Genomic DNA, 14,283 nt, shown 5'->3' with positions numbered 1-14,283 from the left:
GCGCGTTTTTTAACCCGCCAGGAACGCGCCATGACCACCATCGCCCTTATTGACGACCACCTCATCGTCCGCTCCGGATTTGCCCAGCTGCTGAACCTTGAGCCTGATTTTCAGGTGGTGGCGGAGTTCGGCTCCGGTCGCGAGGCGCTGGCAGGTTTGCCCGGGCGCGGTGTCCAGGTCTGTATCTGCGATATCTCGATGCCGGATCTCTCAGGACTCGAGCTGCTGAGCCAGTTGCCGAAAGGGATGGCGATCGTGATGCTCTCGGTCCATGACAGCCCGGCGCTGGTGGAGCAGGCACTGAACGCAGGCGCACGGGGATTTCTTTCCAAGCGCTGCAGCCCGGACGAACTGATCGCTGCCGTGCGCACGGTCTCCACCGGCGGGTGCTACCTGACGCCGGATATCGCCATCAAGCTGGCGGCAGGGCGACAAGACCCACTCACCCGACGCGAACGTCAGGTGGCAGAAAAACTGGCACAGGGGATGTCGGTGAAAGAGATTGCCGTGGACCTGGGGCTGTCGCCAAAAACCGTTCACGTTCACCGCGCTAACCTGATGGAAAAACTCGGCGTCAGTAATGACGTTGAACTGGCGCGCCGCATGTTCGACAGCTGGCAATGAACCCGCTGTTTTCACGGCTGATCGCCGTTGCTGCCAGTTTTTCCATTTTCTCCGCCGCCTGGTTCTGCCTGTGGAGCATCAGCCTGCATCTGGTTGAACGCCCGGAGCTGGCGGTGCTGCTTTTCCCGTTTGGCCTGCGTCTGGGGCTGATGCTGCAATGCCCGCGCGGTTTCTGGCCGGTACTGCTGGGCGCCGAATGGCTGATGCTGGTCTGGCTGGCGCAGGAGGTGGCGCTGGCGCACTTGCCTTTACTGGTGACGGGCAGCGTACTCACGCTGATCCCGGTGGCGCTGATCTCCCGTTATCGTCACCAGCGCGACTGGCGCACGCTGCTGCGTCAGGGGGCTGCGCTGATTGCCGCCGCGCTGTTGCAGTCCCTGCCCTGGACCGGCGAGGAGGAGATGCTTAACGCCCTTCTGCTGACGCTGACCGGCGGTCTGACGCTGGCTCCCACCTGTCTGGTTATCTGGCACTACCTCACCAGTACCGTCTGGCAGCCGCTCGGACCGGCGCTGGTCTCTCAGCCGGTAAACTGGCGCGCCCGGCATCTTATCTGGTATCTGCTGCTGTTTGCGATCAGCCTGTGGCTGCAGCTTGGCCTGCCCGATGAGCTGTCGCGCTTTACCCCGTTTTGCCTGGCGTTGCCGATTATCGCCCTCGCGTGGCACTACGGCTGGCAGGGCGCGCTGATTGCCACCCTGATGAACGCTATCGCGCTGATTGCCAGCCAGACCTGGCACGATCACCCCGTCGATTTACTGCTCTCCCTGCTGGCCCAGAGCCTGACCGGGCTGCTGCTGGGGGCCGGGATTCAGCGCCTGCGTGAACTTAACCACTCATTACAAACCGAGCTGGCGCGTAATCGCCGTCTGGCAGAACGCCTGCTGGAAACGGAAGAGAGCGTCCGGCAGGAGGTGGCCCGCGAGTTGCACGACGATATCGGCCAGACCATTACCGCCATTCGCACTCAGGCGGGCATCGTTCAGCGTCTGGCGGCCGAAAACGCTGGCGTAAAGCAGGGCGGGGCACATATCGAACAGCTCTCTCTTGGCGTGTATGACTCGGTGCGGCGACTGCTTGGCAGGCTGCGACCGCGCCAGCTGGACGATCTTACGCTTGAGCAGGCGGTACGGTCTCTGATGCGCGAGATGGAGCTGGAAAGCCGCGGGATCGTCAGTCATCTTGACTGGCGCATCAATGAATCTTTGCTGAGCGAGGGCCAGCGCGTCACGCTGTTCCGCGTCTGTCAGGAAGGGCTGAATAATATTGTTAAGCACGCCAGCGCCAGCGCGGTAACGCTGCAGGGATGGCAACAGGATGAACGCCTGATGCTGGTGATTGAAGATGATGGCTGCGGTCTGCCGCCGGGCTCCGGCCAGCTGGGTTTTGGCCTGGCGGGCATGCGTGAGCGCGTCAAGGCGTTGGGTGGCACCCTGACGATCTCCTGCACCCACGGCACGCGCGTCAGCGTCAGTTTACCGCTGAGGAGTCAGCATGTTTAAAACCCCGGCGAATGCCGCCCCGCTAAATGATAAACGTGAAATTGACGCCCGCTATCGTTACTGGCGTCGCCATATCCTGATCACCATCTGGCTGGGGTATGCGCTTTTTTACTTTACCCGCAAAAGTTTCAACGCCGCCGCGCCGGAAATCCTCGCCAGCGGGGTGATGACACGCACCGATATTGGCCTGCTGGCGACGCTGTTTTACATCACCTACGGCCTGTCGAAGTTCTTCTCCGGTATCGTCAGCGACCGCTCGAATGCCCGTTATTTTATGGGCTCAGGACTCATTGCCACCGGGGTGGTGAACATTCTGTTTGGCTTCTCTACCTCGCTCTGGGCCTTTGCGCTGCTGTGGGCGTTGAACGCCTTTTTCCAGGGATGGGGCGCGCCGGTGTGTGCCCGTCTGCTTACCGCCTGGTACTCGCGCAACGAGCGTGGCGGCTGGTGGGCTATCTGGAACACGGCGCATAACGTCGGGGGGGCGCTTATTCCGATGGTGGTCGGGGCGGCGGCGCTGCACTACGGCTGGCGCACGGGAATGATGATTGCCGGTGGGCTGGCGATCGTTGCCGGGCTGTTTCTCTGCTGGCGACTGCGTGACAGGCCACAAACCGTGGGCCTGCCCGCGGTAGGCGACTGGCGGCACGACGAGATGGAAGTCGCTCAACAGCAGGAAGGTGCAGGGCTGACGCGTAAAGAGATCCTCACCAAATATGTGCTGTTAAATCCCTATATCTGGTTACTCTCCCTCTGCTACGTGCTGGTCTACGTGGTGCGTGCGGCGATCAACGACTGGGGCAATCTGTATATGTCCGAAACCCTGGGCGTCGATCTGGTGACCGCCAACTCGGCGGTGACGATGTTCGAGCTGGGCGGCTTTATCGGCGCGCTGGTGGCGGGCTGGGGCTCGGATAAGCTCTTCAACGGTAACCGCGGGCCGATGAACCTGATCTTCGCCGCCGGGATTTTGCTTTCCGTTGGTTCGCTATGGCTGATGCCGTTTGCCAGCTACGTGATGCAGGCGGCGTGTTTCTTCACCACCGGCTTTTTCGTCTTTGGCCCGCAGATGCTGATCGGCATGGCGGCGGCGGAGTGTTCGCACAAAGACGCAGCGGGGGCAGCGACGGGCTTTGTCGGGCTGTTTGCTTACCTTGGCGCATCGCTCTCCGGCTGGCCGCTGGCGCGGGTGATCGACGTCTGGCACTGGAGCGGTTTCTTCGCCGTGATCGCCATCGCGGCAGGGATTTCGGCCCTGCTGCTGCTGCCGTTCCTGCATGCGCAGGCGCCGCGCGAGGCACACGAAGCGTGATGTGCTTCACCTTTTCATCCCGAATGGCGCAAAACTAAGAAATTTTCCTGGTTTCACCTGGACGCTGTCTCAGGCGTCGCTCCCGGCTGGTTTTTACAATGCTGCAAAAATCAGCTCAGGAGTAAACCAATCATGCTGGCCTTCTTAAATCAGGTGCGCAAACCGACCCTGGATCTGCCGCTCGATGTGCGGCGTAAAATGTGGTTCAAACCGTTCATGCAGTCTTACCTGGTGGTCTTTATCGGCTACCTGACCATGTACCTGATCCGCAAAAACTTTAACATCGCGCAGAACGACATGATCTCAACCTACGGGCTGAGCATGACGCAGCTGGGGATGATTGGCCTGGGCTTCTCTATCACTTACGGCGTGGGTAAAACCGTCGTTTCCTACTACGCGGACGGCAAAAACACCAAGCAGTTCCTGCCGTTTATGCTGATCCTCTCCGCCATCTGTATGCTCGGCTTCAGCGCCAGCATGGGCGCGGGCTCCGTCAGCCTGTTCATGATGATCGCCTTCTACGCCCTGAGCGGTTTCTTCCAGAGTACCGGCGGGTCGTGCAGTTACTCCACCATCACCAAATGGACCCCTCGCCGCAAGCGTGGTTCGTACCTCGGCATGTGGAACATCTCCCACAACCTCGGTGGGGCGGGTGCGGCAGGCGTGGCGCTGTTCGGCGCAAACTACCTGTTCGACGGCCACGTGATCGGCATGTTTATCTTCCCGTCGATTATCGCCCTGATCGTCGGCTTTATTGGCCTGCGCTACGGCAGCGACTCCCCGGAATCGTACGGCCTCGGCAAAGCCGAAGAGCTGTTCGGCGAGGAGATCAGCGAAGAGGACAAAGAGACCGAAGAAAACGAGATGTCCAAATGGCAGATCTTTGTTGAGTACGTGCTGAAAAACAAAGTGATCTGGCTGCTCTGTTTCTCCAACATCTTCCTGTACGTGGTGCGTATCGGTATCGACCAGTGGTCCACCGTGTATGCCTTCCAGGAGCTGAAGCTCTCCAAAGAAGTTGCGATTCAGGGCTTCACCCTGTTCGAAGTGGGCGCGCTGGTCGGCACGCTGCTGTGGGGCTGGCTCTCGGACCTCGCCAATGGTCGCCGCGCGCTGGTGGCCTGCGTCGCGCTGGCGCTGATTATCGCCACGCTCGGCGTCTACCAGCACGCCAGCAACCAGTACGTTTACCTGGCGTCCCTGTTCGCGCTCGGCTTCCTGGTGTTTGGTCCACAGCTGCTGATCGGCGTGGCAGCAGTCGGCTTCGTACCGAAAAAAGCGATCGGCGCTGCCGATGGAATTAAAGGCACCTTCGCCTACCTGATCGGTGACAGCTTCGCCAAGCTGGGTCTGGGTATGATCGCCGACGGCACGCCGATTTTCGGCCTCACCGGCTGGGCGGGCACCTTTGCCGCGCTGGATGCCGCCGCCATCGGCTGTATCGTCCTGATGGCGATGGTCGCGGTGCTGGAAGAACGTAAGATTCGCCGTGAAAATCGGATGCAGAAATTAAAAGTAGCCTGAGTGTGCAGGTAACTTCTTTGCCCGGTTGACCGCCGGGCTTTTTTTTACATCCCACCTTTACCCCCCTTTACAGACCCGCTCCCTGCAATGCTCTACATTTTAATTTTGCTGCCGCACCCCGCGGCTTTTGTCCGTTTTGTTATGGAGAGCTTGCATGGTAAACCGACGACTATCCTGTCTTGCGCTATTGGTGGCGCTTGCCTCCCCCGCCCTGGCGGCGGATGCGCCGACGTACGGCGAGAAGCTGGAGGGGTTTGATTACGCCTGGCCGGTTAAGCATTTCACCTTTACCTCGCAACATCAGCCGCTTGATATGGCCTATCTGGACGTTAAGCCAGAAAAACCCAACGGCCGCACCGTGGTGCTGATGCACGGTAAAAACTTCTGCGCCGGAACGTGGGAGGGGACTATCCGCGCACTTTCCGCCAGCGGATACCGCGTGGTGGCACCAGACCAGATTGGTTTTGTAAATCCACCAAACCCGAGCATTACCAGTACACCTTCCAGCAGCTGGCGGATAACACCCACGCGTTGCTTAAGCAGCTCGGCGTCGATCGCGTGACGGTTATTGGGCACTCGACCGGCGGCATGCTGGCGACCCGCTACGCGCTGATGTGGCCGCAGGAAGTGGAACAGCTGGTGATGGTTAACCCGATTGGTTTAGAAGACTGGAAAGCCCGCGGCGTACCGTATATTACGGTCGATCAGTGGTATCAGCGTGAACTTAAAACCAGCGCCGATGGCATTCGTCAGTACGAGAAAAATACCTACTATGCCGGGGAGTGGAAGCCGGAATATGAGCGTTGGGTGACGATGCTGGCCGGGCTGAACAATGGGCCGGGCAAAACGCGTGTCGCCTGGAACTCAGCCCTGCTTTACGACATGATTTATACCCAGCCGGTGATCTACGAATTTGGTGAACTGAAGATGCCGGTATTATTGATGATCGGCACCAAAGACAACACCGCCATCGGGAAAGACCTCGCCCCGCCGGCGATCCGCAAGACGCTGGGCAACTATGCAGTACTGGGTAAGGAGACGGAAAAACGCATTCCGCATGCGACGCTGGTTGAGTTTAACGACATGGGCCATGCGCCGCAGATGCAGGACCCTCAGCGCTTCCATGACGCGCTGCTGAAAGGGCTGCAGGCACGCTGACCGGTCTAAAGCAACAGCCCCGCAGCCCGTTCTGCGCGGGCTGTCTTCCGCACACTACTCGCCAGCATACCTGGCGCTGCCCTCATAACGATTTTCCACCTTTTTTCACTGCACTATTATGGCCTTGCCCGCTGTCGACGCCGCGCGTTTCCCGCTATGATGAGCGGCTGACGTAGAGGAGAACGCATGGTCTGGATAATGCTGGCAACGCTTGCCGTGGTGTTTGTGGTGGGATTTCGGGTCCTGACCTCAGATTCACGTCGCGCAATTAAACGCCTGAGCGAGCGGCTGGGGATCACCCCGGTTCCTGTAGAATCGATGATCGACCAGTTCGGAAAAACGCCCGGCAATGAGTTTATCCGCTACCTTGAGCGACCAGACGAGGCGCATCTGCAAAACGCGGCGCAGGTGCTGCTGATCTGGCAGGTCTGTATTGTCGACGGCAGTGAAGAGAATTTGCTTGCCTGGCACCGTATGCTGCGTAAAGCCCGTCTGGCCGTGCCGATCACGGACGCGCAGGTCCGTCTGACGCTGGGTTTTATGCGTGAAATGGAGCCCGATCCGCAGGAGCTAAACGCCTTCCAGCTGCGCTATAACCAGCTTTTCCTGCCGGAAGAGGGCGTGTTTTACCTGCATTAAGCCGTTTTCCCGCATAACACATTCTGTGCGTTGAGGATCTCCTCTCTATTTTCATTGAGGCGAGTGGCGGCATAGATATCTATGTTTAACCTTTTTGCCTCGGCGTCCGTGAGTTCACGGTAGCAAAGTCCTTCCTGATTAAAGGTGCATTTCGACTGAGGCAGCAGCGCAAATCCTTTCCCTCTTGCGATACGGCTTAGCATCACAAGGGTATCATCCGGCTCTTTTATCCGCTTCAGAGGCGTTTTCAGCGTATCAAAGTAGCTTTCGCATTTGTCGTAAAATGACGGGTTGGCACTTCTGGAAAACCAGAAAATGGGAAGATCGCTAATATCCTCCAGCGCGACTTTCTCTTTCAGGCTGGCAGGGTGTAAAGAGGGCATTGCGATGAGCAACGGTTCCTGGCAGACCCAGCGGTATTGAACAATGTCTTCATGACCCGTTCCTTTTTCACCGGTCAGCACCAGATCCAGCATATTTTTAGACAAGCTTTGCAGCAGTTGGGCTGACGTCAGGTCCGGCGTTTCGACATCATCTCCCGCGTTCATTTTTTGAAGCTGGGTATTCACGGGTTCAATATATTCAAAATTAAGGGTCCGTGTGAGTCCAATACGCAGGCTCGTTTCAGAAGAGAGAGGATCTTCTTTTAGGTTACTGATGTCTTTGAGTATTTTTTCAGCCTGAACAACCAGCGCACGGCCTGCTTCTGTGAGGCTAACGTCATGCGTGTTGCGGCTGAACAACTGGCGTTTCAGAACCGCTTCAAGGCATTTTATCTGACGCGTCAATGGCGGTTGAGTCATGCGTAGGCGTTCGGCAGCCTTACGGAAGTTCAGTTCATGTGCGACAGCGAGAAAGCATTGTAATTGTTTGATACTGGGCAGGTTATTGCTGATTAAATGTTCTGCTGTGGCCATACGTGGGTCCTGAATGCGAAAAGGTATTTCGTCTTTTTTCCATTTCGATATTACACGCTAAATGCGGGCAGTAAACCCATTTCAACAGTAATACCAAAAATATATTACAAATTTAACAATTCCAATTGTTTCCTATATTGATAAATTTCTACCCGAATCCTCACTCAATCAATATTCGGAGTAATTATGTCGTCTAAATATGTACTGGTATCACGCTTCCCGTTAAAAAATACTTTTACAGAGAAAGATTTTACCTCCTTAAAAAGCAATGAAAACGTTCGCTAGTTTTCCTGTGAAGAAAACGGTGTTAATGAACTGCTGGAACTGCGCGCTTTCAATGACATTAAAGAAATTGCGTGTGCTGAGAGTGAAATGGAATCCATGTTCCATCGTTTCTCTGCTGTTCTTTCTACCGATATTCGTCGCGAACTGCTTAAGTTTGTTGAATCCCCAATCGATAATAAAAAGAGTTTACCCGAATCTAATTATATTCAGTTTCGTCACGTTGAGGTGCCCGCCCATAACTATCAGTAGTATCGTCAGTGGCGCGATGAAACCACGCCGCATTTTTTGACGTTGATGAGACGCTAATAAATATTAAAAGCATGTTTGATTTCTATGACTTCTGGTGCAGGGAAAATAATCAAAACGATCGTCTTCAACGCTATATGTCTCGTTTTCGCGTCGACGTAAAAAACGGTGTGCCAGGGGAGACGCTGAACAGAGAGTATTATCGCCAGTTTAAAGGTGTGTCTTGTCGTTATCTGGAAGAAATGGGCGATGAATGGTTCAGGCGTAAGCCAGAAAACGAATTTTTTATTGAGAGTGCCGTTTCAGCACTTAAAAGCCATCAGAGACAGAACATGTACATCGTATTTATATCGGGCTCTATGCTTCCGATTCTGTCACCCATTGCGAAATATCTTGGGGTAACGGACATACTCTGTGCTCCGTTAATAATAAATGACGCAGGCGAGTTGACGGGGGAAATCGGCCTGCCCGAAACAATTGGAGCGGGTAAAAAAGACGCCCTGATGACGTTTTGCCGGGATAAGGAGATTAATCCAGCGGATTGTTATGCCTACGGTGACGATCTTTCGGATATTCCAATGCTCGAAGCCATTGGGCATCCCGTCTGTGTGGGGGAGCATTCCGCGCTTACCCGATATGCAGCAGAAAAAAATTGGCACATTATTTAAACCATTATTGAGGTAAGTAGTATGACTTCAGAACTCTCTCCGCAAAATATGACGTTAAGGTCATGGCTTGCGTTATTCATTCTGGCTATTTCAACGTTTACTATTGTCACTACCGAACTGGCGCCGGTCGGATTATTAACGCCAATCGCAGAGGGATTACGGTCTTCGGAATCCGCGGTGGGCATGACCGTGTCGCTTTATGCCTGGGTGGGGGCGTTGAGTGCGCTGTTTGCCTCCGTCTTTTTAGGCAATGTGGCTAAGAAGCGGCTTTTACTCGTGCTCACCGTGGTGCTTCTGATCTCTAACGTCATGGCCGCGACGGTAAACACCTACGGAATGCTGCTTAGTGCCCGCGTGCTGGGCGCGCTTGCTCACGGTGCATTCTGGGCGATGATCGGCGCAACGGCGGTTGCCATGGTTCCTGCCAGATATATTGGTGCGGCGACGTCAATCGTATTTGGTGGCGTTTCCGCAGCAAGCGTTTTTGGCGTACCGGTTTCCAACTACATTGGTATCCACTTCGGCTGGCGGCAGGCATTTTGGCTAATGGCCGCGCTGAGCGTAATTGCCTTTGTGGGTATTAGCGTGCTTGTTCCCCAGATCGCCAGCAAAAGCGCGCTTGGCCTGGATGCGCTTAAGGGCGTGCTGAAATCGTCTACCCTGTGGAAAATTTACTCAGCAACCCTGCTGGCTGTTACGGCGCACTTTGCCGCCTTTACGTACATTGAACCCTGGCTTCACACGCAGAGTTTACTGTCCACCGCCTTTATTCCCGCCGTGCTTTTTGTTTACGGCATCGCGGGTCTGGCCGGTAATTTCCTGACCGGCGTGATGATTGATAAGTATCTCAAGCTGACGGTTTCGCTGTCTGTACTGCTGATCTGTGCAGTGCTGCTGTTCCTGGGCCTGTCAGGTTCCTCGCTCTCTGCTGCGCTGATATTCACCAGCATGATTATCTGGGGCGTTGCCGTGTCAGGAATATTTGTCGGCTTCCAGACGTGGGTTTTACGTATGGCTGAAGATAAAGCCTTCCCGGCCTCCGCAATCTACGTTTCGTTTTTCAATACCGCCATTGGTATCGGCGCGTCGGTCGGTGCCTGGATGGTTTCATCATTTTCAATGCCGCTCCTGTATATCGTCGCCGGCACGGCTATCGGCCTGTCCGTTCTGCTTGTCGCGGTTATTCCTGCAACCTTGACCGCAAAACAATCCCGTATGGAGAAATCTTATGAGTCAAATTAATGACCGCACGCGCTATGGCAGAGAGATCATGGACCGTCTTGAAGCAGGGCTCGCGGATAAAGTCACCCGCCGCCTGAGCGAACTGGACCCGGGCCTGCCCGCCCTGATAACCGACTATGCGTTCGGGGATGTGGTGGGACGTCCGGGACTGGAACTCAAAACGCGCGAAATGCTGACTGTCGCCTCGCTTGTGACGCTGGGTAATGCTATGCCGCAGCTGGAACTGCACATGAGAGGCGCGCTCAACACCGGCGTGACGCCGGAAGAGCTGCTTGAAATTGTGATACAGATGGCGGTGTATGCCGGCGTTCCCGCCTGTATGAACGGTCTTACCGCCTACCGTGCGGCAATCGCTGCGACGGGTCATACGTTGCCGGGACTGAAAGGGAGTGACGCATGAGCGAGGTTGTCATTATTGCAGCCCGCCGCACGGCGACGGGCGCATTTCTGGGCGCGCTTGCGGAGCATTCCGCCGCTGACCTGGGAAGCCGGGTCATTCAGGCGCTCCTGAAAGAATCTGGCGTAGAAGCCAGTGATATCTCTCAGGTCATTATGGGTCAGGTTCTTACGGCGGGGCAATCGCGCTTGGGCATGCGATAGGCGCATCCGGCTGCCGGATTGTGGTGACGCTGGTTCATGCCCTGGTCCGTAATGACGGCAAGTGTGGCGTCGCCGCGCTGTGCGTAGGCGGTGGGGAAGGCGTCGCGTTGAGCGTTTATCGCTAACGGCACGGCGTATCCGATATAAAAAAACCGGGAAAACCCGGTTTTTTTATTTTCATGATGAGGTATCAGGCGTTCACGCCCTTCATACCCTCGGCAGAATAGCGATCGCCTTTAATCGCTATACGGCGATGCAGGTTGTTCAATGATTCAATATCGCTCTTCTCAAGCTCAATGTTGGCAGCGCGCGCGTTCTCGGCCAGATAGCCGGTGTGCTTAGTGCCCGGGATGGGAACCAGCCGATCGTATTGCGCTAACAGCCAGGCAAGGGCAATCTGACCCGCGGTACAGCCGTATTTCGCCGCCAGCGGGTGGATGATATCGAGCAGCTGGCGATTATGATCGAGGCTGGACTGCATAAAGCGCTCGTTATTTTTACGGAAATCACCCTCTGCAAATTCGCTATTGTTCAGGTATTTTCCCGTCAGGAAGCCTCTGCCAAGAGGCGAGTAGGGCACCAGACCAATGCCTAACGCTTTCACGACCGGCAGAATGCTTTCCTCGATATCGCGTGTCCACAGAGAATATTCCGTTTGCAGCGCGGTGACCGGATGCACCGCATGGGCCCGTTGCAGCGTTGACGCCGACACTTCGCAAAGGCCGATGTGGTTGATCTTGCCCTCTTTCACAAGGGTGCGCAGACAATCCATACTCTCTTCGACCGGGGTGGTGTTACTCAGTCTGTGTAGATAAAAGAGGTCGATTCGCTCTACGCCAAGCCGCTTGAGGGACTCATTACAGCAGCGGATGATATAGTCAGGCGTATTGTTGATGATGCGGGCATAAGACTCGTCGGGAGAGCGATCGATGCCGCATTTCGTGGCTATTTTGAACTGCTCGCGAGTGCTTTTATCCAGCCCGGCAAGAAAATGACCGATTAGTCTTTCATTATGACCACGGCCATATAAATTTGCGGTATCAATAAAAGTCACGTTCAGATCGATGAGGCTATGCAATACCCGCAGCGAGGCGTTGTCATCAGTCTGGCCATAAAATTCACTCAGACCCATGGCACCGTAGCCGACGGCACTGACGGTAAGATTTTGAGATAAATTACGTGTTTTCATAGTTTCTCCTTTTCAGACGCTATGATTGTTTCACCTCAAATGTGGATACTGAATTTTCATTTTCGTTATGCAGAAAAGGTATCAGTCGACGACGCGCTCTCTTCAGGCTCATTAAAAACGACAAAAGTTGTCAAATCGTTAAATCCGTCACACTTTTGATGATAAACTGCGCGACTTTTCCGCACGTTTTTATCTTCAGGTGACGCCATGACAGAACACATTCAGCCCACACCCAGACCGCAGACCCAGGAGGTCACTCGCCCCAACTGGTCGGCGGTTTTCTCCGTGGCATTTTGCGTTGCCTGCCTGATTACCGTTGAGTTTCTGCCGGTGAGCCTGCTGACGCCGATGGCGCAGGATCTGGGCATTTCCGAAGGGATGGCGGGGCAGTCCGTCACCGTGACCGCCTTTGTGGCGATGTTCGCGAGCCTGTTTATTACCCAGGTGATCGGCACCATCGACCGCCGTAAAGTGGTCATTCTGTTCAGCGTGCTGCTGACGCTCTCCTGCCTGCTGGTCTCTTTTGCCAATAACTTCACCCTGCTGCTGCTGGGTCGCGCCTGCCTGGGGCTGGGATTAGGTGGTTTCTGGGCGATGTCGGCCTCGCTCACCATGCGTCTGGTTCCCGCGCGCACCGTGCCGAAAGCCCTCTCCGTGATCTTTGGTGCTGTTTCGATTGCGCTGGTCATTGCTGCGCCGTTGGGCAGTTTCCTTGGCGGGATCATCGGCTGGCGTAACGTCTTTAACGCTGCCGCGGTGATGGGGGTGCTTTGCATTCTTTGGGTCTGGAAAGCGCTGCCGTCTTTACCGGGGGAAGCGGCACATCATAAACAGAATATGTTCAGCCTGCTGAAGCGCCCGGGCGTGCTGGCGGGGATGACCGCCATCTTTATGGCATTTGCCGGACAGTTTGCCTTTTTCACCTATATCCGCCCGGTATTCATGAACATGGCCGGGTTTGATGTGGATGGCCTGACGCTGGTGCTCCTGAGCTTCGGTATCGCCAGCTTTGTCGGCACCTCGCTGTCGTCCGCGTTCCTGAAGCGTTCCCTGAAAGTGGCGCTGGCGGGCGCGCCGCTGGTGCTGGCAATTAGCGCTGCGGTGCTGGTGCTGTGGGGCAGCGATAAGTGGGTTGCGTCGGCGATTGCGATTATCTGGGGCTTTGCTTTTGCGCTGGTGCCGGTGGGCTGGTCGACGTGGATCACCCGCTCGCTCGCCGATCAGGCGGAAAAAGCCGGGTCGATTCAGGTCGCGGTGATCCAGTTGGCGAACACCTGCGGTGCGGCGATCGGCGGCGTTGCGCTGGACCATCTGGGGCTGACGTCACCGCTGGTGATTTCAGGAACCCTGATGTTGCTGACGGCGCTGCTGGTGGCGAGTAAGGTGAAAGCAAAATAAGTAAATCCCCTCTTCCCACAGGGAAGAGGGGATATCAGGCTACGCCGATGTCTGAACCCGTCTTCTCGAATCCATCGAAATCAGCACCACCGACGACACAATCAACAGCGTGCCCAGCCAGTCCGGCAGCGTAAACGCCACCCCAAGCAAAATCACCGACAGCAGGGCGCTGCTCAGCGGCTCGGCACAGCTCAGAATGCTCGCCTTCGGCCCGCCAATCATCTGCGCACCTTTCAGATACAGGCTGAACGTCAGCGCCGTGCCAATCACCACCAGATAGAAAAACGCCAGCAGCAGGCTGCCATCAATCACGAAGGTGGTCCCGCGTCCGGCGTAGAACGGTGTCAGCACGACCCCCGCGATTAACATACTCCAGCCAACAATCGGCAGCGTGCCGTAGCGGGCGATAAGCGTCGACGGGTAGGTTGTATAAAACGCGGCGGCAAAGGCCGAGGCGATACCGAAGAACAGGGCGGCAGGGGAGATGGAGAGCGAGGTTGGATCGCCGTGGGTGACCAGCAGGAAGGTGCCGACAAGTGACGTCAAAATGGCGGATAAAACAAACACGCCGGGACGTTTTTTCCTCGCCAGCGCGAACCACGCGACGATGATCGTTGGCGAGAGAAACTGCAGCACGGTGGCCGTCGCCGCGTTGGATTTTTCAATCGTCAGCAGGAAGGTGAGCTGGACGGTGAGCGCACCAACCAGCGAGAAAAACAGCAGGCTGAGGGCGTCTTTACGATGTTTGATGACCGAGAAAATCTTGTCGCCATGCACGAAGGAGAGGGTCAGCAAGATGACGCCGGTAAACAGCAGGCGAATCATCGTCAGGTAAGGGGACGAGATCTGGCTTTTCTCCATGATGTACTGCGCGCAAACCCCTGAGCTGCCCCATAAAACGGCGGCGATCAGAACGTTGAGCATTCCTTTACGTGTGGAACCCATGTTCTCCCCTGTTATGTTGGTTTTTGTGTAGCAT

13 protein-coding genes and 3 pseudogenes are annotated in these 14,283 nt (G+C 55.9%); 13 read left to right on the top strand and 3 right to left on the bottom strand.

Annotation, left to right across the window (positions count from 1 at the left end; genetic code table 11):
- Positions 1-30: 30 nt before the first annotated feature.
- The 6 genes and pseudogenes from uhpA (at position 31) to AAIR21_RS11370 (ending at position 6,759) form a co-directional block, all read left to right on the top strand.
- Entirely contained in the window at positions 31-624 is a 594-nt protein-coding gene (uhpA, locus tag AAIR21_RS11395; RefSeq protein ID WP_014167987.1) for a transcriptional regulator UhpA, read from the top strand.
- Positions 621-2,126 (top strand): signal transduction histidine-protein kinase/phosphatase UhpB, encoded by a 1,506-nt coding sequence (gene uhpB / locus AAIR21_RS11390; protein ID WP_025206526.1) that lies wholly within the window; start codon positions 621-623, stop codon positions 2,124-2,126. Before uhpA ends, uhpB begins: the two co-directional genes overlap by 4 nt.
- The gene (locus AAIR21_RS11385; protein WP_014167989.1) at positions 2,119-3,438 is read left to right on the top strand and encodes an MFS transporter; all 1,320 of its coding nucleotides are present in this window, start codon (positions 2,119-2,121) and stop codon (positions 3,436-3,438) included. Before uhpB ends, AAIR21_RS11385 begins: the two co-directional genes overlap by 8 nt.
- Before the next feature lie 132 nt (positions 3,439-3,570).
- Positions 3,571-4,962: a hexose-6-phosphate:phosphate antiporter gene (gene uhpT, locus AAIR21_RS11380; protein ID WP_020882733.1), complete on the top strand. Its 1,392-nt coding sequence runs from the start codon at positions 3,571-3,573 to the stop codon at positions 4,960-4,962.
- 154 nt (positions 4,963-5,116) lie between these two features.
- Positions 5,117-6,120 (top strand): annotated as a pseudogene (locus tag AAIR21_RS11375) (alpha/beta fold hydrolase).
- Positions 6,121-6,306: 186 nt separating this feature from the next.
- A complete protein-coding gene (locus AAIR21_RS11370; protein ID WP_150343623.1) occupies positions 6,307-6,759 on the top strand; it encodes a DUF1198 domain-containing protein in 453 nt (150 codons plus the stop codon).
- Here AAIR21_RS11370 and AAIR21_RS11365 read toward each other — a convergent pair.
- Positions 6,756-7,676, bottom strand: a complete 921-nt coding sequence (locus AAIR21_RS11365) for a LysR family transcriptional regulator (RefSeq protein WP_014167993.1) — start codon at positions 7,674-7,676, stop codon at positions 6,756-6,758. The genes AAIR21_RS11370 and AAIR21_RS11365 overlap by 4 nt on opposite strands.
- A 372-nt stretch (positions 7,677-8,048) precedes the next feature.
- Here AAIR21_RS11365 and AAIR21_RS11360 point away from each other — a divergent pair, with 372 nt between their 5' ends.
- The 6 genes and pseudogenes from AAIR21_RS11360 to AAIR21_RS11335 form a co-directional block, all read left to right on the top strand.
- Positions 8,049-8,210 carry a hypothetical protein gene (locus AAIR21_RS11360; protein ID WP_219372563.1) on the top strand — a complete coding sequence of 54 codons (162 nt, stop codon included), beginning with the start codon at positions 8,049-8,051 and terminating at the stop codon, positions 8,208-8,210.
- A gap of 38 nt (positions 8,211-8,248) precedes the next feature.
- Positions 8,249-8,875, top strand: a pseudogene (locus AAIR21_RS11355) (HAD family hydrolase); the annotation flags it as partial.
- A 21-nt stretch (positions 8,876-8,896) separates the two neighbouring features.
- Positions 8,897-10,117 carry an MFS transporter gene (locus tag AAIR21_RS11350; protein WP_025206519.1) on the top strand — a complete coding sequence of 407 codons (1,221 nt, stop codon included), beginning with the start codon at positions 8,897-8,899 and terminating at the stop codon, positions 10,115-10,117.
- Complete coding sequence (locus AAIR21_RS11345) at positions 10,104-10,517, top strand: carboxymuconolactone decarboxylase family protein (protein WP_025206518.1); 414 nt, start codon at positions 10,104-10,106, stop codon at positions 10,515-10,517. Before AAIR21_RS11350 ends, AAIR21_RS11345 begins: the two co-directional genes overlap by 14 nt.
- Positions 10,514-10,717: an acetyl-CoA acetyltransferase gene (locus AAIR21_RS11340; protein ID WP_047355950.1), complete on the top strand. Its 204-nt coding sequence runs from the start codon at positions 10,514-10,516 to the stop codon at positions 10,715-10,717. The genes AAIR21_RS11345 and AAIR21_RS11340 overlap by 4 nt, the downstream gene beginning before the upstream one ends.
- Positions 10,687-10,842 (top strand): annotated as a pseudogene (locus AAIR21_RS11335) (acetyl-CoA C-acetyltransferase); the annotation flags it as partial. The gene AAIR21_RS11340 and the pseudogene AAIR21_RS11335, both read left to right, overlap by 31 nt.
- Before the next feature lie 65 nt (positions 10,843-10,907).
- Here AAIR21_RS11335 and AAIR21_RS11330 read toward each other — a convergent pair.
- Positions 10,908-11,906, bottom strand: a complete 999-nt coding sequence (locus tag AAIR21_RS11330) for an aldo/keto reductase (protein WP_183516835.1) — start codon at positions 11,904-11,906, stop codon at positions 10,908-10,910.
- 207 nt (positions 11,907-12,113) lie between these two features.
- Between AAIR21_RS11330 and nepI the strand changes: the two genes are divergently transcribed.
- A complete protein-coding gene (gene nepI / locus AAIR21_RS11325; protein WP_183516836.1) occupies positions 12,114-13,304 on the top strand; it encodes a purine ribonucleoside efflux pump NepI in 1,191 nt (396 codons plus the stop codon).
- Between the two features lie 39 nt (positions 13,305-13,343).
- Here the strand turns inward: nepI and AAIR21_RS11320 are convergent, their stop codons facing one another.
- Entirely contained in the window at positions 13,344-14,249 is a 906-nt protein-coding gene (locus AAIR21_RS11320; RefSeq protein ID WP_020882723.1) for a DMT family transporter, read from the bottom strand.
- Positions 14,250-14,283 lie beyond the last annotated feature (34 nt).

The sequence above is a fragment of the Enterobacter sp. PTB genome, assembly GCF_051130085.1.
GTDB classification, from domain to species: domain Bacteria; phylum Pseudomonadota; class Gammaproteobacteria; order Enterobacterales; family Enterobacteriaceae; genus Enterobacter; species Enterobacter ludwigii.
The sequence above is the reverse complement of the archived record's forward strand: the minus strand, read 5'-3'. Positions and strand labels throughout refer to the sequence as shown.